We start from the raw sequence: 20,368 nt of genomic DNA, 5'->3' as shown, positions 1-20,368 counted from the left end.
CGTGCGTCGGCGCCGGTTTCACCCCTCCACCGTCGGTCATCCTCATTTCCCCACGATGTCCGGCAGGCCGTATATGGCCAGCGTCGTTTCTCCAGCGCGCAGCCTGCGGAAATAATCCTGTTCGGCCTCGTCGCGGGCTCGACTTTCGGCGACGACCGCCGCCGCCCTGTCGGCCGGGACGATCATGACGCCGTCTTCATCGGCAATGACAAGATCACCGGCGTGAACCGAGATGTCGCCGATCGTCACCACGCCGCCGATCTGGCCCTTGCCTTGGGGGTCCTTTCCAGTGCCCCGGATGCATATGTTCGACGCAAAGACCGGAAAGCCGATTTCGGCCATCCTGGCGGCATCGCGCACGCCGCCGTGAATGACCAGCCCCCGGATCCCAACGGACTGGGCGGCAACCGCCATGACTTCACCCCAGTGGCCGAACTCGGCCGCGTCGCCGCAGTCAATCACCAGCACCGCGCCGGAAGGCGCCGCATAAATGGCATGATGAAGAAACAGATTGTCCCCCGGCGGCGACTGGACCGGGAATGCGGGGCCCGATAGCGTCAGGCCCGGCGCCACCGGCTTGATGCAGGATGGCAACGCACCGATCTTGCCGCTCGCCTCATGCACCGTGGCGCTGGAAAGGCCGGTCGCGGAATCATAGTCAAAAGTCACGATAGCCTGGCCCTGTAAGCTTGAGGAAATGCCGATCGACGGTTTCTTCGGCGATGCAGATGCCCCGCTTCATTTCCAAACCCCGAAACCCAGCCCGATGCCGGTGCCCGCTTCGGTCCTGTACACCGGCAAATATTCCGACCAGTCGTGGCGCAGATGACTGAACGCCCCTCCGGCCATGATCCAGCACAGGATTTCGGACGAACCCGCACGCAAAGCGTCCATCGGGACTGAACCGAGCGCATCGCGATCATGCTGCCGAAGCGCCTCCAACACTCGCAGGTCGAGCGCCTCGTCGGTAACGAAATGGCTCAGTCCGCCCGACGCCACCACCGCGACGCGAAGCGAAGCGGGCATCGCCTCTATGACCCGCCTCATCAGTTCGCCGATATGATAGCATCGGTCGGGCCGGATAACATTGGGCGGATAATAGGTGTTGAGCAGCACGGGAACGACAGGCACCTTGCCTTCGTCGAGCAGCCGGCGGGCGACAAAGCCGAAGGCATGCCCAAAGGCCGCTTTCGAAGGATCATCGACCCTGGATGCAACGCCCAGGTCGACGCCCGCATCCATCAGCCCTTCCACCAGCCGCAGGGAAAAGTCCGGCGCGCAAGGGAAGCGGTTAGACGTTTCCATGGCATAGCCGCCAATGGCCTGTTCCATCCAGGCGGGCGGCTGGCTCACCAGTTCCCCAAGCGGTCTCATGACCACCTCGTCGCCATAATAGATCGCGATGGCAGGCGTATTTCCGGCCTTGTACAATTCCTCCTGATCGTCCCCGATGATCAGGACCACATCCGGCCGGACCGCCTGTATCTCCGCCGCCAGCCTGTCGAGCGCAGGGCCGGTTTTCGCAGCCTGAACTTCCAGATTGGCGATACCCGCTTCCGCCGCATGGCGGGGGCCGCGTTCCAGCAAAAGCTGGTCGTAGGAGACCGATCGCCCGTCGGACAAGGTCAGTTCCGGGTTGCGCTTGTCATCCTCGGCGCGTTCGCACCATGTCCGGGCATCGAAGGTCAGCAGCGGCGAGTGAGATGTACAGATGCCCAGTACGATCTCAGCCATCGAGACGTCCTTCCACGATTTCCCGCGGAATCCGCGTGAACACCTTGAGCGCATTGTCCTGATAGAGCTTGCGCCGGTCCTCGTCGGTCAGGGTGTCGAGATTGTCGATCGTGAACTTCAGGTCATCCATGGGACGACCCGTCTTAAGGTCGATCCCGCCACCGCTGCCCGGCCGTTCGGTGCCGAACAGGCAACGATCCACGCCGACTTTCCCGAACAGCAGCTTCATCGATTCAGGGTCGTGCACATCCGTGTCGAAGTAGAATTTCTTCAGCACATCGTCGAAGATCACCAGTTCGTCGGGCGCCTGCGGAAGCGGCCTTCCAGCCTTTGCCGCCGCCTGAAGATCCTTGAAGAAGGCTGCGATGGCTGGGTTTTCGGAAGCCTGCGTCATGAGCCAGTGCGAACGCCAGCGGCCGATTTGGTAAGGAATGGCGCCGCCGCCGTGCGAAACAATGATCTTCAGTCCTGGATGCCGCTCGAAAATGTCGGTGTGCGACAGCTTGGTGATCGCCATGCTCTCTTCGGTCGCGAAATGCTCGTCATAGGTTTCCCGGCCGCAGCATCCGGCGCTGTGGATCAAGGCAGGCACGTCCATCTCGGCCAGCTTTTCCCACAGCGGATACCAATATTCCTCGCCAATGTGCGGAGAATCGCCCTTCCCTTCGCTCGGGTCGGGATTGAGGAGGATGCCAACGAAGCCCAGTTCGTTGATGCAACGATCTAGTTCCGCGAACGCCGTCTCGATCGGCATGCCATTGACCTGCGGCAAGGCGGCCATACCACGGAAGCGCTTGGGATATTTTTCCACATTGGCATGGATGATGTCGTTCTGGAGCCGGATCCACATATCAACGTCATCGAAACGGTTATGCGAGTGCATGAGCGTGAACGGACGCGGAGAGATGATCTGCATGTCCGTGCCGACATCGTCCATCGTGGCGATGTTCTTTTCCATGGCAGCATCGAGGTCGGACTGCGGCAGCATGGCCTGCAACCATTTCAGTGAGTGCTGTCCCCCCGATACCTCAAGTCCCGCCCTGATCCCCAGAAGCGAAAGCGGAGTCACGAGATGGGCATGTGAATCAATGATCATTCGGATACCTGCATGACTGACTGATGGCGAATTGCACGTGGGCTTTGGGTAAGCGTTCGGGGCAAGCTTGGCTTGCTTGACATGGATGAGCGGGCGTTCCGCAGGCCGCCGGTCATGGCGGCTGTTCCCGCCGGGCACCCGGCAATGTCAAATCGTCCTTTCCATATGAGAACAGTTATGATCCCGCAGGCACCTATGTTGCGTCCTTGCAAATTCAGTGAAGATGCACTGACGCCGTCAACAGGATGAACATATGCAGCACGAACAGGAACTGCCGCTTCATGGGATAGAAGTCGTCGACCTGGGCTTTGGGCACGCCGCAGCACTGACCGCCAAATTCCTCGCCGACTGCGGCGCCAGGGTCGTGCGTCTGGAACCCGAGCAGGGCGATCCCTTTTACGATATCTACCCGGCATATCGCGCCTGGCGTAGCGCCCTGTCTGAAGTCGAACGGGCAACGCCGGACCGAATTTCCGCCGCGCTGGCATCGGCGGACATCGTCCTTGTCGGAGGTGAGCGACTGGCGGGTCTCCAACCGCCCGAAGTACCGGTTTCGCAACAACCTCGCAATTACATCCTGGCCGAAATCCAACCCGGTCTCAGCGATGAAGGGCTGTCGCTGGACGAAGGGTCAGCGGCGCCTTCGTCGGACCTGCTGATCCAGGCGATCAGCGGCATGATGTACGAAACCGGCCTCGAAGAACCAGCGATGCTGGGATATTCGACATCCGGCCTTGGTGGTTGCCTTCAGGCGCTGGTCGCCATCGGCACCGCGCTATTCATGCGGGAACGCCACGGCAAGGTCGCATCGGTCAGGGTGGGCCTCGTCGAAAGCGCCCTTACGACATTCTCTCCGCTATGGTCCTGGGCGGACGAGGAACCCCTTTGGTTCAGCTTCAATATCCCCCGCGCCGCGCGCCCCATCATCGCGCGTTGCAGCGATGGAAATTTCGTCCATGTCGTGTTGGGATCGCTGGGTGCTAAATACCGTCTTTACAAGGTGCTGGGAATCGAAGCCGATCTCGATCCGTCAGACCCCGGCCTGCCCGATCCATCGTTGCCGGACGACCAGTATTTCGGCGACATACCTCTCATTTCGGAACATATCACCCGGTGGAGCAGCGACGACCTGCTGGCAGCGTTGGGCCGAGAAAAGATCGTCGCCGGCCCGGTGCTGTCCTATGAACAGGCTACGCGCCTGCCCCAGGTGCAGCACAACGGGATCATCCGCGAATATGAAGGAGGATTTCGACAGCCAGGCCTGCTGATCCGCTTCGCTCCCGCAGCGACGAAGGGCGAGCGCAGGGACCGGGACGGACATTCAGGCGAAAAACCTCTCGCGGGTGTTCGCGCAGTCAATTTCGGGGCCTATGTCGCGGGACCGACGGCAAGCCTGCACCTCCGGGACCTGGGAGCCGAAACTTTCAAGGTCGAGAATGAGAAGGGCGATCCGATGCGCGGATCGGCCAAATTCTTCGCCGCCGCCAACCGGGGCATGCGTTCCGTCACGATCGACATGAAGGCCGATCAGGGCCGGGTCATGGCGCAGCGCCTGATCGAAAGCGCCGATATCGTGTGCAGCAATTTCAAGGTCGGCGTGGCGGAACGCATGGGCATTGACGGCGCAACTCTGCTGGATGCCGATCCGGCAAAGATCGTGCTGTTCAATTCCGGCTTCGGGTCCACCGGCCCCATGTCCGACCTACCCGCATTCGATCCTATGATGCAGGCATTGAGCGGTCTGGAACTGCGCGCGGGCGGTACCGACAACCTCCCCGCACTGACCCGCACGATGCCGATCGACACCGTCGGCGGTTTGCTGGGCGAAATAGCCATTCTCCTCGCGCTGGTCTTCCGGGAACGCACGGGTCGCGGCGCCGCCATGGAAGTGCCGCTCCTCAACTCGCCCTGGATGATCATGTCGGACATCGTGTTCGCGCCCGACGGCTCGCTTGTCGGCCCGGTGGAACTCATGAAGGACCGCCGGGGCTACACCGCCAACGAACATGTCTACCGGACCAGCGACGGCTGGGTCGCTCTTGCGGCCCGAACCGCCGGCGAAAAGCGGGCACTGGCAGAGATGTTCGACCTTGGCGATCCGAATGACTGGTCACAGCCCGTTATGGAGCAAATCGCGGCCAAGATCGCTTCCATCGAAACCCACGACCTGTTGAAGCGCCTGAAAAGCACGGGCATCGATGCGGTCAGCCCGGTCGACACGCAAGGGCGCCCCATTGTCGCCAGCCAGGCGCGGCAGGCCATGGGGCTCAACTATGCCGGGGACCGGGGGCCCCTGCGCAATGTTCACGGCATCGGCCACGGCTTTGTGATCGACGGGCATGATATCCGCGCGACCAGCCATGTCCCGGTGCGGGGCGAAGCCAATGCCTTTCTGGTGAAGGACCTGAAAATCGACGGTTAAGGGCTGGGAAGGGGCGCGCGGGGCGACCCCCTCGCCTGCCCTCCCCGCGAAACGGACGCTACATCCTGTCCAGGCGAAGGGGCATGTTCGCGAAAATGCCGCCGACGCCATGACGGCAATGGCTAAAGATAGTCGGCAAATCGCTGCGAATAAACGCTGAACGCCTCCGCGATTTCGTCCCTGCCAACCCCGCCGGTGGCAAGGGAATATTCATGCCGCCCCTGGGCATGTTGCTGGTTGCTGCTGGAAGCGCGCATGAGCGTGACGCAGTGCTGCTCTCCCAGTTCCATACCAAGGAACGCATATATTCGCCGCACGACGCCCAGGTCATCCTGAAGCAATTCCTGATAGCCAACATCGAGGACAGCGCTTTGCGGCTTCCGGTCCCGCCAGCGAAGATGCCGTTGCATCGCCATGTCGAACTCATCGAACCACCAGCGGGTGACGGATGCAACATCGGGTTCGCCAGCGCTGTACAGGCACCGAACCTGCGCGGACAAGGCGCCGAGCGAAGGAATGACGTCGACCGGGTCCCTGTGCAGCATGATGAAGCGCGCATCCGGAAAATGGCGACTGATCTCTTCCTCGAAACCCAGATTGGGCGGCGCCTTCAGAATATAGGGCCGCTTGCCCCCGCGATGGAATTGCCACTGATGATATTGGAGGAGGCGGCGCAATTCTTCAAAGACATAGTCGTGATCGGCGCCGCGCAGCCAATCGATAAAGGAGGGAACATTCAGATAAGCCATTGGCCAACTGATCGTGAAGGACAATTCCTTCAGGTACATTTCCTCTTCCGGTGCCGTGGCCGCCAGATGATGAGCCGCATCCACCTTCGGATTGGCCGCCGATCGCCATCGCAGGAACCGCATCGCATCGGCAATGCGGGCCTCCGGCCCCTCTCCCCTGTTCGCCGGGCCGGCGTTGAAGGTCTGCCAGAACAACAGATCCTGAAAATCGCCGCTTGCCCCCAGCAGCCTTTGCAACTTGGTCGAACCCACCCGGGGCAGGCCGATAATGACTAGCGGAGGAGCCAGCCGCTCTTCGAGGATGCCTGGCTCAGCCGATAGGTCGCGCTCAAACCTCAACCGGTTGGACAGAAGCCGCAAATAGCGTTCGCGCAGCGCCGCCGCGTCGCCGATCCGGGCTTCCTGATTGACCGAAGCGATAAGCCGTTCGAACCCGTCCTGGAACCGCATGTCCTGGAAACGCCCGGCTCCCGCCATCTGGAGCGACACATCCTGCAATTCCTTGGCATCGAACAGTGCTGACATCCGGGCCTCCTTGGCTGTCGACATCCCCTTGCAACAGCCCCTTTTGCATCATCGCGCTTGCTTCAACTGGCGGTGCAGATTTCTGGCGCGCCGGGATAGCGGCATTTGGCGTTGACGACGATCACGCCGTACCGAACCGTGCATTCAGGACATTGCCGGAAAAGCCGACCGGTCCGCATCGGGGACATGGTGACGAGGCGAGGAACAGAGGCACTCGATCAACATTTGGAGAGCATGATGGCAGGATCGATCGCAGGCAGGCTGGTCGGAAAGCGCGCGATCCTCGTCGGGGCCAGCCGCGGGATCGGGGCCGAATGCGCCAGAATCATGGCGCGCGCCGGCGCTCATGTGATCCTGTGCTCCCGCGATATCGCCGCGCTTGAGCAACTTGCTGCGGAGATAGGCTTGCAAGGCGGGCGGGCAGGCGTCGCGCCGATCGACCTCACCGACCCCGGATCGATCGTCGCCGGTATCCAGAGCGCCGTCGATCAGCTTGGCGGGCTGGACATAGCCGTCAACAATGCGGGCGACAATTCCGCGCGCGACAGGCTGATCGATCTGCCACTGGACAGTTTCGATGCCATTTGCTCGGTCAATCTCCGCGGGATTTTCGTGGCGATGCAACAGCAATTGCGGGTCATGCTCGCACAGGGCACCGGCGGCGCGATCGTCAACACCACGTCCGCCAGCGCAACCCGAGCGATGAAGGGCATGACGGCCTATGTCGCCAGCAAACATGGGCTTCTCGGCCTCACGCGGGTAGCCGCGCTCGAACATGCGCCAGACCTGATCCGGGTCAATTGCCTCGCACCCGGCGCGATCATGACCGACATGCTACGCCGGGGCACGGTAGCACAACTGGGCGAAGAACAGCTTGCAGCGGCAATACCCATGGGGCGTATCGGCGGCGCCGAAGAACTCGCGCAAGGACTTTTGTGGCTGGTATCGGACGAAGCCAGCTACGTTACCGGCATCAATCTTCCCATCGATGGAGGTTTCTCCCTGTGAACCCTGAGATAAATATGCCCGCGACCGGCAGCGTTGCCGACAGCCTCGCCGACATCTTCAAGGTGGCTGACGCCTCCGCCGCTGCGCTGGGCTATCCCCCGCCCGCTTTGCGCGATGCCTATCACGTCCACGTGCTCAACCTCGTGGCGCAGGGCTATGTGCAACTGTTCGCGACACGAGACCATGCGCCCGACTGGGTTCCGCACACCGGATATCTGTTTCCATGGGGCGTGCCGAACCATGATACGATCTACCGCTTTGCGCCGATCGATGCTCGCGGCTCCTATCGCGTCAGTGGAATTCTCGGCGATGAAAGCGTCGCATCCCTGATGTTCCGCAAGGGCGGAACGAATACCGGTGAAGTCCATGGCGCCACGTTGGGCGAAATCGACCTGACAGCGCTGGGCGGGGAAGGCAGTCGGTTCTCCATCCGGCTCGGGGGGGTGGCGGACACAGGCGCGGAGCCGCGTTTCGACATCCCCGAAGACGCCACATCGGTCATCGCGCGCCAGGTGACGTCCCGCGCCGATCAGCGCGACGGAGTCTGGACTATCGAACGTCTCGACACGCCTGCACCGGGCGACATCGCCGCCCCGACCCCGATGGACAGGATGCGCATGCTCCATCGACATGTCGAAAGGCAAAATACCTTCCTGATCGGATGCGTCAGGAAATTGCTCGACGAAGGGCTGGTCAACGCATTTGCCGGTGAAGCCTGGCGCGGTTTCGGGGGTATCGCCAAGCAGGTCTATTTCCAGAGCGCCTTCGAATTTGACGAGGACGAGGTTCTGATTCTGGAAAGCGACATGCCGCACACGGTGAACTACTGGAGCGTGCAACTTGTCGATCCCTTTTTCGCCGGGATCGATATTGTATCCCGATTTTCCGCGCGCAACGGCGACCAGCTTCACGTCGATCCCGACGGCAAGGTGCGCATAGTGGTGTCGGTCGACGATCCGGGCGTCGCGAACTGGCTGGAAACCGGCGGATGGACCCGGGGCGCGATGATGTGGCGATGGAATGAAGCCTCGGAAGTGGGCCTTCCGACAGTCCGGCGCGTGAAGCGGGCGGACTTGACGGCCGCCCTGCCCTCCTCGACCCATCGTCTCAGCGTGGAGAAACGCAGTGAGGAACGACTGGTGCGTGTCCGCCACTATCAGTCCCGCCGCCGTCTGTAGGACCGATCCGGTCTGATCGGTCCCGTCGATCGCCAGACCGCACGATCACGAACAAATAAGGAAACGGAAAGGTTTCCGATCCGCATACAACCGGAAACCTTTCCAATCCCTTATTTGATAGCCGCCTCAAAGGTCAGGCCGTATGTTCGCGGCGCTGCAGGAGATGCAGAGTCCGACACGGAAGAACTGAAGAAGATCGCATAATGTTTGTTTGTCAGGTTGCGGCCCCAGAAACGCAGCCGCATACTGTCGTCAGCGAATTTATAGGTCAGATTACCGTTCAGGATTGTATATCGTTCCTGCCGGATTCGATTGTCCGGTTCCCAGAAGAAACCGCTGTTGTAGACGGCAGTGCCGCCGATGGTGAGGGAATTGTCGTCCAGCGGAATTTCATAGGATGCATTGATCGATCCCTGGAAACGGGGTGATCGGATCATTTTGTTTCCAGCGGCATTGGCAATGGTCACCGTCGAGTTGCCACCGCAAGGTCCGGTTACCGGAATGGCCGGATTACACAACGGTGGCAAGGGATAGCGCACCTTGCCCGGTGCATTGGGAAAGTCGGTATATTCATGCTTGAACAGATAGGATCCGCTCGCGGTGATCGAGAGACGTGAACTGGGACTGACGATCAGGTCGGTGTCCAGCCCCGTGACCTGGGCTTTGGCAGCGTTGAGCAGGAACTGGGTTCCCTGAATGATCGTCTGCAACTGGATATCTTTGTATCGATAGTGAAAAACCGATGCGTTCAGCCGGACGTGCCGATCGAAGAGGTCGCTCTTGAAACCCGCCTCATAAGCGATCAGTGTCTCCGGGTCGATGATGTCATTTGCCGGATTGACGATCGAAATCTGGCCCGATTTATAACCCTTGCTCACGCTGGCAAAGACATTGATCACCTCGGAAAATCTGTGGCTGACGGCCCCGCGCCAGGTCAACTCGGACCAGCTTCCGTGCTTGTCCGGCCAGTCGATCGACACGCCATTACCGAAATTCTCCTCGAATCTGGCGGATTTCTTGTCATGTGTATAGCGAATGCCTGCGGTGATATCGGTCTTCTCACCCAGCGGGATCGTCGCCTGCGCATATCCGGCAAGCGACTTTGTCGCGACTGACCCGAACCGCTCGTCACTAAAGCCGACGCGGGCAAAGGCAGCGCCTGTCAGCAACAGCGGGTCGGCATCGGTGGTGGTGTTCAGATAGAAAGCGCCGACGATCCACTGGATCGGACTGGTCGAGGACGACTGAAGTTGCAATTCCTGCGTGAAACTTCTGGTCCCGGAATGGAAAAATGCGTTGACGAGGGAAAAACCACTGGCGTCCTGATCGAATTCATAGTCCGCACGCAACTTGCGGTAACTGGTCATGCTTACCAGTTCGAGACCTCCCAACGACTGTTCGATCCTGCCGTTGATACCCCATTGCCAGACATTGTTCTTGGGCTGCAAATTGTTCGTGATGACATAGGGGGTGCCGGAATAACCCTGCAGCACTACAGGCGTGAAGGCGCCAGGAATGGACTGCCATGGAATGCCCGTATCCGAACGGTTGACCGAATAATCGCCAGCAATCGTGATTCTCGTGCTAGTCGACGGCTCGATCAGAAACTTGGTGCGGACCGCCTTTTCATTCTGTCGGAACACGTCGCGACCGTTAGCCAGGTTCTTGCCCCAGCCGTCGTGCTGCTGGATCGAATAGAGCGCGATGTCGGCCGCAATAGTGCTCGTAAGGCTACCTGAAGCATAGGCGCTGGCTTCGACCGTATCATAATTGCCATAGCCCAACGACAGTTTCGCGGTGGCGGTGTGGCTCGGCATCCTGGTGATGACATTGATTGCGCCACCGGTCGAATTGCGGCCGAAGAGCGTACCTTGCGGTCCCTTGAGTACTTCGATGCGCTCTATGTTGTTCAGCGAAAAATAGGAACCTGCAATAGAAGGATTGTAGAAACCATCGAGATAGATGGGATTACTCCCCTCTTCCCCGGCGGCGCCGTTGTCGGTTCCTACCCCGCGGATATACACGATCGGCGCCTGCGTTATTCGGACGATGTTCACGGCCGGCGCGGCGATGGAAAGGTCCGTTGTCGTCTTGATCCCTGCTTCCAGCGCGTCGCTTGCAGTTATCGCATTGATCGATATCGGAACGTCCTGAAGTCGTTCCTCGCGCTTCTGGGCCGTGACGATGATGTCGCCTATTGTCGCGTTGTCAGCGCCACTCGTGTTTTGCGCATGGGCCAGCGAAGCCATCTGGTAAATCGCTATCGCCGTTACCGCAGCCATATAATGAAAGCGTAATGTCTTCACCCCCCATCTCCCAATTATACATTTTTTTGTTCGGATTACGTAACGTCAATTGACGGATGGCACTTGGCCCAGATGGAGCATTCAACTTGCACATCCACGTCATGCTGATGACTTGACATGGCAATATGCTAATGTGCGCTCGAACTGGATCCTTATTCCGGCCGAAATGAGGTCGGTAGCATCTTGAACTTGCCACGATATTCTGTCGGCCATGAAGTCGAGGGACAATGAAGGAAATTTCGGGGAAGAGATGATAAAAGCCGCAAAAACGATCGACTTCAATGAACGGACAATTGGTGAGCATCTGATGCTGATCGGAGGGCGGCCGGTGCCTGCGCAGGCCGGAGCCACCATGGCCATCCGCGACCCCGGCACTGGCAAGACGATCGGATCGGTTCCGCGCGGCACGGCGGAAGATGTCGATGCGGCGGTCGACGCCGCCCATCGTGCATTCACGGACGGCCCGTGGGCAAGGACGAGCGCCGCCGACCGCGCCCGCATCATGTCGCGCTATGCCGATCTAGTCGAACAACATGCCGAAGAACTGGCGTTCATCGAATCCCTGAACAGCGGCATGCTGCACGGCATGGCGCTGCGCATGGTGGGCGAAGTCGTTTCCTATCTGCGCTACTATGAAGGCTGGGCGACCAAGATCCACGGCGTAACCAGCGAAATATCGAGCCCTGCAACCGGCGAGTTTCATGCCTATACCTTGAAGCAGCCGATCGGCGTGTGCGGTTTCGTGACGCCATGGAACTTTCCCATGTCGATCGCCATGATCAAGATCGCCCCGGCGCTCGCGGCCGGTTGCACCTGTGTGCTCAAGCCGTCGGAGGAAACGCCCTTTTCTTCCCTGCGCCTTGCCGAACTGGCGCTGGAAGCGGGCCTGCCGGAAGGCGTCCTGAACGTCATGACCGGCTATGGCATCGAAGCCGGTGCGGCCATAGCCGCCCATCCCGGCATCGCCAAGGTCGCCTTCACCGGATCGACGATGGTGGGCAAGGAAATCGTCAAGGCGGCAGCAGGAAATCTCAAGCGGATTACGCTCGAACTGGGCGGCAAATCCCCGGTCGTGGTCTTTGACGATGCCGATCTCGACGCCGCCATACAGGGGGTGGCGACCGGCATATTCGTGCGCAGCGGCCAAGTCTGCGTGGCCGGGTCGCGCCTTTATGTACAGCGCAAGTCTTTCGACAAGGTGGTCGAAGGCATTGCCGCTATCGCCGGCAGCATGAAGATCGGCGACCAGTTTGCATCCGACACGCAGATCGGCCCGATCATTTCCGACAAGCAATTGCAGCGGGTGAAATCGCTGGTCGAAACCGGGCCAGGCGACGGCGCGGAAATAGTGACCGGCGGGAGGATGGTTTCCGACCGCCCGGGCTTCTTCTTCGAACCGACGATATTGGCCAATCCGAATCCCGACGCGCGCGTGGTCCGCGAAGAGATTTTCGGTCCCGTTCTGTGCGCGTCGCCGTTCGACGACATAGAGGATATCGCCCGGATCGCCAACAGCACCGAATATGGCCTTGCGTCCGCGATCTGGTCGCGCGATGCCGGAAAAATCCACAGAATGGCGAAGCGGATCGATGCCGGCGTCGTCTGGGCCAACTGCGCATTCGTGACCGACACGTCCCTTCCGATCGCCGGACACAAGCAATCGGGCTGGGGCGGAGAACTGGGGCGCGAGGGGCTTGATCCCTATCTTTCAACAAAGTCCGTCTTCGTGAAACTCGACTGAACGGGAGGAGCGATTTGCTGGCCAACTGTCGATTCCGATCAGCCGGGAATCGCTCTGTTCCTGCCATATCGTCACAGCCTGCACGCAGGCACGGGATGCATCGACATGAATGAGGAAGTCGCACGTAATGAGGCTCTGGCCAGAGAATATCTGATGGAGGGATGGGGCAGGAACCAGCCCGACATTCTCGACCGGATATTATCGCCCACTTGCAAGCGGCACCTGCATGGCGCGGTCACCGGCGGCACACTGGCGAAGGCGACCCTCACCGGGTTTCGCGGCGCATTCCCCGACGCCACGGTCGAGATCGAACTGCTGTTCGGCAAAGATGACCTTGTGGTGTGCCGGTCGATCACCAGCGGCACCCACAATGGCAACTATCTCGGCATTCCTGCAAGCGGCCGCAACGTGAGGATCAACGCCGTGGATTTCTTCCGATTCTGCGACGGCAGGATCGTGGAAAGCTGGCACAATGTCGACGAGGTCGCATTGAGACGCGATCTGGGGCAGGAAATTTGATCATCGCGCCATGCCCAGCGCATCCAGAATCCTGGATTGAAAATAGGCGGTTCCGTTTTCGAGATCGGCCCGCAGCGGACCTGACTGAAAGCTCCCGCTAGCGTAATTGCCCTGGACAAGCTTGCAGGCCATCACGTCATCTCGAAAGATCGCCTCGGTCGACTGGATGACCCTTTGCCTTGCATTCTCGTCCAGCGGCGCGGAGCGTTCGAACAGATATTGATAGTGGATTCCAAAGGACATCGGGCCGGTTGGTTCGATGCGGCTCAGCTTGGCGCCTCCCGGAAAGGTCGAAAATGTGCAGCTCGGCCAGATCCACACCCACCGCCCGCCGAAATGCATGCCGTCGCCCGGAGCCGCCAGGGTGACGGTGTTGTCCCCGGTCATCACCGTATAGTTCCAGATTTCGACGCTTTTGTCAGGCGCGTGGACTATGGGGACGTGGTAATTTTCCGTGAACTGGTCGAAATAGCATTTCCAGTTCACGTCGGCAGCAAATGTGCTGCGGCCCAGCGTCGCCATGTTTTCCAGCGGAACGGGTTCCAGCAGATCGGGCAGATCGCCCAGTTGACGCTCAAGCGGCTCGATGGGATCGATCGCGACAAAGATCAGCCCGCGCCATTCGGCGATGCCGACTTTCGACAGCGGGTAGAGGGCCGGGTCCAGAGGGGACGGCTGCCCGAACCAGGGCATGTCGGTCAGCGACCCGCGCGTATCGAATTTCCAGCCATGATAAGGGCATTGCAGTTCGTCGACGCAATCGCGCGTTTCCTCCACCAGCCGGGCACCGCGATGCGGGCAGGCATTGCGAAAGGCACGCAATATGCCATCATCGCCCCGTAACAGAATGAGGGCAGCTCCGCCGATCGTGACCGGAAGACAGGCCCCCGGCGCAGCCACCGCATCGTGAAGACAGACCAGTTGCCAGGAACGCTGGAAGATCGCTGACCGTTCACGCTCGAAAATATCGGCGTCACAATATAGGCGCGCGTCCATGCTCCGCAGTGTATCGGGCTTAGTCACCATTTGCTCCGTCCGTCACTTCCCGCTTGCGGGACAGCAGGCTGCCCAGCGCCTTCCGATCGATCTTGCCGATCGCGGTCAACGGAATTTCATCGACGATATGAAATTCCTTCGGCACCCAGATAGCGCCCCGCGCAGTGCGGATCCGGGCGCGCAACGCCTCCAGGTCCACGCTTTCACTGGGCTTCACGACCAGAAACGCAGTCACCGCTTCACCCCATTTGGGGTCGGGAACACCCGTCACGGCGGAAAGAGCGACGGCGGGATCGGCGTTCAGCACATCTTCCACTTCGCTCGGATACACATTGAAGCCGCCGGTGATGATGAGGTCGCTCGTCCTGTCGACAATAGTGTAATAGCCTTCGGGCGACCGCACCGCGACATCGCCGGTATGCAGCCAGCCGCCGGAAAAGCTTTTCTCATTGGCATCGGGCCGGTTCCAGTAGCCATTCGAGACAAGCGGCCCGCGCACGCACAACTCGCCGGGACGCCCCGGCTCGACCGGCCTGTTTTCTTCGTCCAGCAAGACGACGCTGACAAGCGGTGTGGGATATCCGCATGACGCGAGTATTTGCGCATTGTTCGGGTCGTGGTCGCCCTTGCGCAAGGTGGTGATGCACATCGGCGCTTCCGTCTGGCCATAGAGCTGGCAGAAGATCGGTCCCAACCTCTCCATGCCTTCGCGAAGGCGATCAGGCGACATGGGCGCCGCGCCATACATGATGGTGTCCAGGCCCTCCAGCCGCTCTCCCGTCCGCTTCAGGTGATCGAGCAGGAGGTAGATCATCGTGGGCACCAGGAAAGTGCTGTCGATGCCCTCCTCCCTTACCAGCGCGCAGAAGCCTTCGGCCGAAAATCCCTTGGTCAGCCGCACCGATCCACCACGACTCAACACCGTCGGGATGACTGCACCGCTCGCATGGCTGACAGGCGTCACGGCCAGGAAACGGGGTTGGGCGGACAATTCCCAATCGATGCCCTGAAGCACCGTCACCGCCAGCATGACCCGGTGCGGCCACATAACGCCCTTGGGCTTGCCGGTGGTGCCGCCTGTGTAGAACAAGCGAACGACATCGTCGGCCTTAGCCTCGTCGCGCAAGGGCGCGACCGTGGCGCCGGCCATGGCGGCGGCAAAATCCTCCGCGCCGTCAACCGCCCCCAAGGCGAAAACCTTGCGGAGCGAGGGGATGCGCTCCCGTACCCCCCGCAGCGGCCATTTCAGCACGTCCGCATCGACCAGCAGCATGCGGACGCCGGAGTCCGCCAGAATGAATTCATGCGTGTCCTGCGCCGCCATCGGATGAAGCGCGGTGTAACTCAGCCCCAGCAGCATCGCCGCATATTCGACCGCCACCAGTTCGCAGCGATTAGCCGAGAGTATGGCAATGCCCTGCCCTCTTTCCAGCCCGCTGGACCGCAAGACATCCATGGCCTTTCCGATCTGCTCGCCCAGTTCGGCATATGTCCAACTGACCCTGTCGTCGACCAGCGCGATGCGCGGGCCATAACGGGCAATGGATGTGCAGATCAGGCGTCCCATGGTTGCCCCGTGGGACTGTGCCACCGGATTCTCGACTCGATCGGATTTGCCGGATTGCGTCATCCTCCCACTCCCAGCGGCGTCACAATGCCGCCATTGTCGATCACAAACCGTTGCCCGTTGATATAGCGTGACTCATCGCATGCGAGGAACAGAACCAGATTGGCCACATCGCGGGGATCGCCAGCGCCTCTCGCAGCCCGCGCCCGAAACTGCGCCGCCACTTCCGGTTCGAGCGTTCTGCCCATCGCCTCGATGCTTTCCTGGAACATCGGCGTGTCGAATGCACTAGGATGCACAGAATTGCAGCGCACGTCTATCGCATTGACCTTGCAATAGACTGCGACGCTGCGGGTATAGGCCTCTATCGCTCCCTTTGCTGCGGAGTAGGCGGCAGAATAGGGCACACCCTGGATGGACGCGATCGACGACATGTTGACGATCACGCCCTGCCGCATCAAGCGCAGGGCGTGCTTGCAGCAGAATACAGTCGCGTCGATGCTGGCGGCCATGACCGCCCGATAGTCCGGCTCCACAAGGCTGACGGGCGTGCCGGGCAGTGATATTCCGGCGTTGTTGACGAAAACATCCAACCGGCCATGGCACGACATCACGCTATCGACCAGTTGCGCCGCCTCCGCCTCTACGCTGACGTCGGCGCGAAGAAACTGCGCCATCCCGCCCAGCGACGCGGCCAGCGCCTCGCCCTCGTCCGCATCCGTATCGGCAATGGCCACGAATGCGCCCTCCTCCACGAACAACCGCGCATCCGCGGCACCCAGTCCCTTGGCTCCGCCGGTTATGACGGCCACCTTTCCCGACAATCTGCCCAACGAAACTCTCCATTTCAATCAGTGGCAAACTGACCTCTCTCACCACCGCGCGCTTGATCGAACTGGCTGTTCGCGCATGCGTGGCGGGCGATCCCATTGCGGGCAAGGGGACGCGGACATAGTTTTCGTCCTGCCCATGCCATGTCCGTATGGAGCAGGAGAGGAAAGCACATGGAATATCTGTCGGTGAACGAGGCACGCAATTCACCGGGCCTTCGGCTGGTGCTGACCGCCCATGTACCGGGTCCATGGGGGCAGGCGGCAAAGGCGGTGCTCGGCTTTCGGTCCGTCGACTATCTGCCCGTCGCCCAAATGGCAGGCGAAGCCAATGACGAGCTGGTCGAATGGACCGGGATGCGCAACGCGCCTATCGCCGTGCTGGACGACGAACCGCCTTGCAGCGGGTGGCTCGAAATCCTTTTCCTCGCCGAAAGGCTGGGTCGGGGGCCGTCGCTGCTGCCCGACCATGCCGAAGATCGCCAGATCTGCCTCGGCATCGCTGCGGAAATCTGTGGCTTCTGGGGTCTTGGCTGGTGTCGGCGCATTTCGATGTGGACATTGAGCGGCCCGGCCAAGACCAGCGGGTCGCAAAGATTGCGCGATCAATATGGCTTCGCGCCGGACACCGCGGCCAGCGCGCCCGAAAGGCTCTTCCAGATATTGTCCGGCCTGGACCAGAGGCTTGCCGCACAACATTCGCTGGGGAACCGTTATCTGGTAGGCGACAGACCGACGGCAGCCGACCTCTACTGGGCCTCATTCTCGATCATGTTCGATGTCCCGGACCATCTCGCCGATCATATTCCCGCCTATCAGCGCGCGATGTATGACACATACGAACCCCGCGTAGCCGGCGTACTCAGCGACCGTCTGATCGCGCATCGCGACCATATTTTCCAGGATGTGATCGGATTGCCGCTGGAGTTCTGAAGCCGACCGGACTGAAGCCTCGGCCAACGGCATTCCATCAAGTGTGAAAATGCCCCGTTTCAATACGAAACGGGGCATTTTCAGGTTCAGAACTTGAAATCGATGGCCGCGCCATAGGTTCGGGGCGGGGCCGGCGATTGCGTATCGCCCAACGCACTTTGCGTCTGGTAGGAACTGTAATGGCTGTTGGTCAGGTTCTTGCCAAAGAGGCTGATGCCGAACCGTTGATCCGGGCCGAAGCCGAGCCTTGCGGTGGCATTCAGCAGGTCATAGCTGTCCTGGACCATGCGATTGTCGGCTTCCCAGAAATATTTGCCGGTCCACGCATAGTTTACGGTCAGCGCAAGTTCGCTCTGCCCCACCGGGAAAGCATAGGTTCCCCCAACGTTGAAGGCGAATTTCGGCGACCGCACCATCCGGTTGCCGCTCAGGTCGGCTGAACAGGGAACATTGCCGCCTGTTGGCATTCCGGTAGAGTTTGGTGTCGGCGTGCATACGCCGGGCGCGGGAACGAGTGACGGGCCATTGGGAAACGACTTGTACTTGGCATCGAGGTAAGTTGCGCCAAAGTTGATATCCAGACGACCATTCGCAAGATGAGGTGAAAATACAGCTTCGACTTCCGCACCATTGATGCGACCTTGCGCGGCGTTCAAGAGGAACAGAGTGCCATTTTCAAGTCGTGCGAGCTGGATGTCCTTATAATCATAATGGAATCCCGAGATGTTGAGTCGCAGCGTTCTGTCAATCAGCTCCGACTTCAGCCCGATCGCATAAGCATCGAGCGTTTCGGGCCTGACAGGCGGCTGCAACTCTTGTGCCGAGTTGAAAACACCGCTCTTGAATCCTCGATCATAGCTCACATACGCCATAACATGATCGGCAAGCTGCTGGTTGAGCGCCAGGCGCCAGGTCAGCTTGCTATAATTCGCCTTGGTGCGGGCCCGCGTCAACAAAATGGCTCCTGCCCCCGCCGGATTGGGCGCCAGCGCATATCGCTGGGCCGAAAATTCCCGGGCGTCGTTCGTGAAACGCAGGCCGGCGGTGAGCTGCGTTGCCTGCCCGATATCATAGGTCCCCTGGGCGTAGCCCGCATAGGACGTTGTATCCTGAACAGGATAGGTACTATAATTCTGGCTCCGGACAACCTCGCTTGTGATCGTCAGAGGATCATAAGCAGAACGAGCATTAAAGTAGAAAGCCCCTACTGTGTATTCGAAATTCGGTAATGAGCCGTTGTAAAGAATTTCGGTCTGCCAGGTGCGGTTGCTTTCGTGAATCTGGGCAACGAGAAATGGAACCGCGGTCGAATCCAGATCAATGTTGACCTGGGACTTCAGTTGCCGAAATGCATTCAATATCGTGAGAGAACCACTTCCCAACTGGCGTTCATATTGCAGGCTCACACCCCAGTAATCGGTACGGACCTTTGTTTCATAGTCCCCTTGCATATCATAGAATCCACCGGTAGGGCCGATACCGAGCGCCGAAACGGTGCCTGTCACGACGTCGCGCGTGGCGCCCAGGTCACTATTGTCGCGCGACCAATCGGCCGACAGGGTGAAGCGATCATCGGACGTCGGTTCCCACTGGATCTTCGAACGCAGCCCCCCGCTTCTGCGATAGAGCGCATCGTTCCCCGTCGCGATATACCTGCCGAAGCCATCATATTGCCGTTCATATTGTACGGCCAGATCCATCGCCAGATTATCGGTCAGACCCGTCGTCGTATAAGCCTTTCCTTCAAGCGTCGAGTAATTGTCAAATGATAGGCTACCTTCGAGGGACGTGTCGTAACTTGGTTTTCGCGTGATCACATTTATCAGGCCGCCGGTGGCGTTGCGTCCGAACAACGTGCCCTGCGGCCCCTTCAGAACCTCAACCCGCTCGATATTGTTGAAAGAAAATACGTTTCCGACGGCCGACATGTAATAGACGCCATCGATATAGGTCGCTATCGGGCTTTCGACGCCTGCGGCGACCGACTGCGTGCCCACGCCGCGAATATAGGGCGTCGCGCCTTTCAACTGCCGCGTGAAGGTGAGGCCCGGCGTCATCTGCACCAGATCGTCGGTAGCGGATATACCCGTCGCTCCCAGCGTGTCCGCGCTGATCGTCGTGATGGCGATCGGCACCGACTGCTGGCTCTGCGAACGACGTTGCGCGGTAACGATGATGTCGGCCAGACCTCCACTGGCCACGGCCGATCCCTGTCCGTTGCTCGCATCGTCAGCTTGCTGCGCGATTGCGGCATGAGCCGGTGCCATCGCGGCTATCGACGCCAGCATGGCATATTTCAATTTCATATCCCTCTCCCGAACCAAACCTGCCGCCAGTTTTCCGGACGTCAGCGTCACGTGCATTCGTACCTTTTCTTCTTTCACCAAATTATCGGCGTCGGCGATTGACTCAAATGGATCAAGATTACGCACCGAAGCGCCGAAACGATCAATTCCACTTTCTATCCACTGGGCCGCCGGGTTGCCGGATCGACAAGACATTTGACGATCAGGTCAGGGCGCCCAGGCGCCGTGACATGCCCCATGAACGAGCACGAACGTTCCCAATTTCCATTCCTTCCAGACGTTCGGCCCGCATGATAATGGACAACAGACATCCCCGGGGCCGGAACAAACCGGAAGCGGACTGGACATGATCAATTCGAATAGTCCAACAACAAGCATCCAGTTTGGGCAAGCCAAGCCCGGTCACCTCCTGAACGCTGGCGCACGAGCCATCAGGAAACGCAGCGCGTCAGGACAAG

General features: G+C 60.0%; 15 protein-coding genes. 6 read left to right on the top strand and 9 right to left on the bottom strand.

Annotation, left to right across the window (positions count from 1 at the left end; all coding sequences use genetic code 11):
• Window positions 1-42 precede the first annotated feature (42 nt).
• The 3 genes from NUH86_RS18315 to NUH86_RS18305 form a co-directional block, all read right to left on the bottom strand.
• A complete protein-coding gene (locus tag NUH86_RS18315; protein WP_267252754.1) occupies window positions 43-669 on the bottom strand; it encodes an RraA family protein in 627 nt (208 codons plus the stop codon).
• Between the two features lie 69 nt (window positions 670-738).
• The gene (locus NUH86_RS18310; RefSeq protein ID WP_267252753.1) at window positions 739-1,734 is read right to left on the bottom strand and encodes an extradiol ring-cleavage dioxygenase; all 996 of its coding nucleotides are present in this window, start codon (window positions 1,732-1,734) and stop codon (window positions 739-741) included.
• On the bottom strand, window positions 1,727-2,830 hold the full coding sequence (locus tag NUH86_RS18305; protein WP_267252752.1) for an amidohydrolase family protein: 1,104 nt from the start codon (window positions 2,828-2,830) through the stop codon (window positions 1,727-1,729). Before NUH86_RS18305 ends, NUH86_RS18310 begins: the two co-directional genes overlap by 8 nt.
• 253 nt (window positions 2,831-3,083) lie before the next feature.
• Here NUH86_RS18305 and NUH86_RS18300 point away from each other — a divergent pair, with 253 nt between their 5' ends.
• Window positions 3,084-5,252 (top strand): CoA transferase, encoded by a 2,169-nt coding sequence (locus NUH86_RS18300; protein ID WP_267252751.1) that lies wholly within the window; start codon window positions 3,084-3,086, stop codon window positions 5,250-5,252.
• A 122-nt stretch (window positions 5,253-5,374) separates the two neighbouring features.
• Here the strand turns inward: NUH86_RS18300 and NUH86_RS18295 are convergent, their stop codons facing one another.
• Window positions 5,375-6,526 (bottom strand): sulfotransferase family protein, encoded by a 1,152-nt coding sequence (locus NUH86_RS18295; RefSeq protein WP_267252750.1) that lies wholly within the window; start codon window positions 6,524-6,526, stop codon window positions 5,375-5,377.
• Between the two features lie 234 nt (window positions 6,527-6,760).
• On the opposite strand from NUH86_RS18295, the gene NUH86_RS18290 reads away from it, so the two are divergent.
• Together NUH86_RS18290 and NUH86_RS18285 are read left to right on the top strand one after the other, a co-directional pair.
• On the top strand, window positions 6,761-7,534 hold the full coding sequence (locus NUH86_RS18290; RefSeq protein WP_267252749.1) for an SDR family NAD(P)-dependent oxidoreductase: 774 nt from the start codon (window positions 6,761-6,763) through the stop codon (window positions 7,532-7,534).
• Between the two features lie 14 nt (window positions 7,535-7,548).
• On the top strand, window positions 7,549-8,712 hold the full coding sequence (locus tag NUH86_RS18285) for a DUF1214 domain-containing protein (protein ID WP_267252748.1): 1,164 nt from the start codon (window positions 7,549-7,551) through the stop codon (window positions 8,710-8,712).
• Between the two features lie 110 nt (window positions 8,713-8,822).
• On the opposite strand, the gene NUH86_RS18280 is transcribed toward NUH86_RS18285, so the two are convergent.
• Window positions 8,823-11,018 carry a TonB-dependent receptor gene (locus NUH86_RS18280; protein WP_267252747.1) on the bottom strand — a complete coding sequence of 732 codons (2,196 nt, stop codon included), beginning with the start codon at window positions 11,016-11,018 and terminating at the stop codon, window positions 8,823-8,825.
• Between the two features lie 250 nt (window positions 11,019-11,268).
• Between NUH86_RS18280 and NUH86_RS18275 the strand changes: the two genes are divergently transcribed.
• Window positions 11,269-12,759 carry an aldehyde dehydrogenase family protein gene (locus tag NUH86_RS18275; RefSeq protein ID WP_267252746.1) on the top strand — a complete coding sequence of 497 codons (1,491 nt, stop codon included), beginning with the start codon at window positions 11,269-11,271 and terminating at the stop codon, window positions 12,757-12,759.
• Window positions 12,760-12,864: 105 nt separating this feature from the next.
• Window positions 12,865-13,278, top strand: coding sequence for an ester cyclase (locus tag NUH86_RS18270; RefSeq protein ID WP_267252745.1), 414 nt, complete (start codon window positions 12,865-12,867; stop codon window positions 13,276-13,278).
• On the opposite strand, the gene NUH86_RS18265 is transcribed toward NUH86_RS18270, so the two are convergent.
• From NUH86_RS18265 to NUH86_RS18255, 3 genes are read right to left on the bottom strand one after another with little or no spacing between them, the layout of a single operon-like run.
• Window positions 13,279-14,274 carry an aromatic ring-hydroxylating oxygenase subunit alpha gene (locus tag NUH86_RS18265; RefSeq protein ID WP_267252744.1) on the bottom strand — a complete coding sequence of 332 codons (996 nt, stop codon included), beginning with the start codon at window positions 14,272-14,274 and terminating at the stop codon, window positions 13,279-13,281.
• 19 nt (window positions 14,275-14,293) lie between these two features.
• Complete coding sequence (locus NUH86_RS18260) at window positions 14,294-15,865, bottom strand: AMP-binding protein (RefSeq protein WP_267252743.1); 1,572 nt, start codon at window positions 15,863-15,865, stop codon at window positions 14,294-14,296.
• A 35-nt stretch (window positions 15,866-15,900) separates the two neighbouring features.
• Window positions 15,901-16,674, bottom strand: a complete 774-nt coding sequence (locus NUH86_RS18255) for an SDR family oxidoreductase (RefSeq protein ID WP_267252742.1) — start codon at window positions 16,672-16,674, stop codon at window positions 15,901-15,903.
• Window positions 16,675-16,845: 171 nt separating this feature from the next.
• Between NUH86_RS18255 and NUH86_RS18250 the strand changes: the two genes are divergently transcribed.
• A complete protein-coding gene (locus tag NUH86_RS18250) occupies window positions 16,846-17,604 on the top strand; it encodes a hypothetical protein (protein ID WP_267252741.1) in 759 nt (252 codons plus the stop codon).
• Window positions 17,605-17,690: 86 nt separating this feature from the next.
• On the opposite strand, the gene NUH86_RS18245 is transcribed toward NUH86_RS18250, so the two are convergent.
• A complete protein-coding gene (locus NUH86_RS18245; protein ID WP_267252740.1) occupies window positions 17,691-20,105 on the bottom strand; it encodes a TonB-dependent receptor in 2,415 nt (804 codons plus the stop codon).
• Between the last annotated feature and the right edge of the window lie 263 nt (window positions 20,106-20,368).

It is taken from the genome of Sphingobium sp. JS3065, assembly GCF_026427355.1.
Lineage (GTDB): Bacteria > Pseudomonadota > Alphaproteobacteria > Sphingomonadales > Sphingomonadaceae > Sphingobium.
This window is presented reverse-complemented; position numbering and strand designations above follow the sequence as displayed.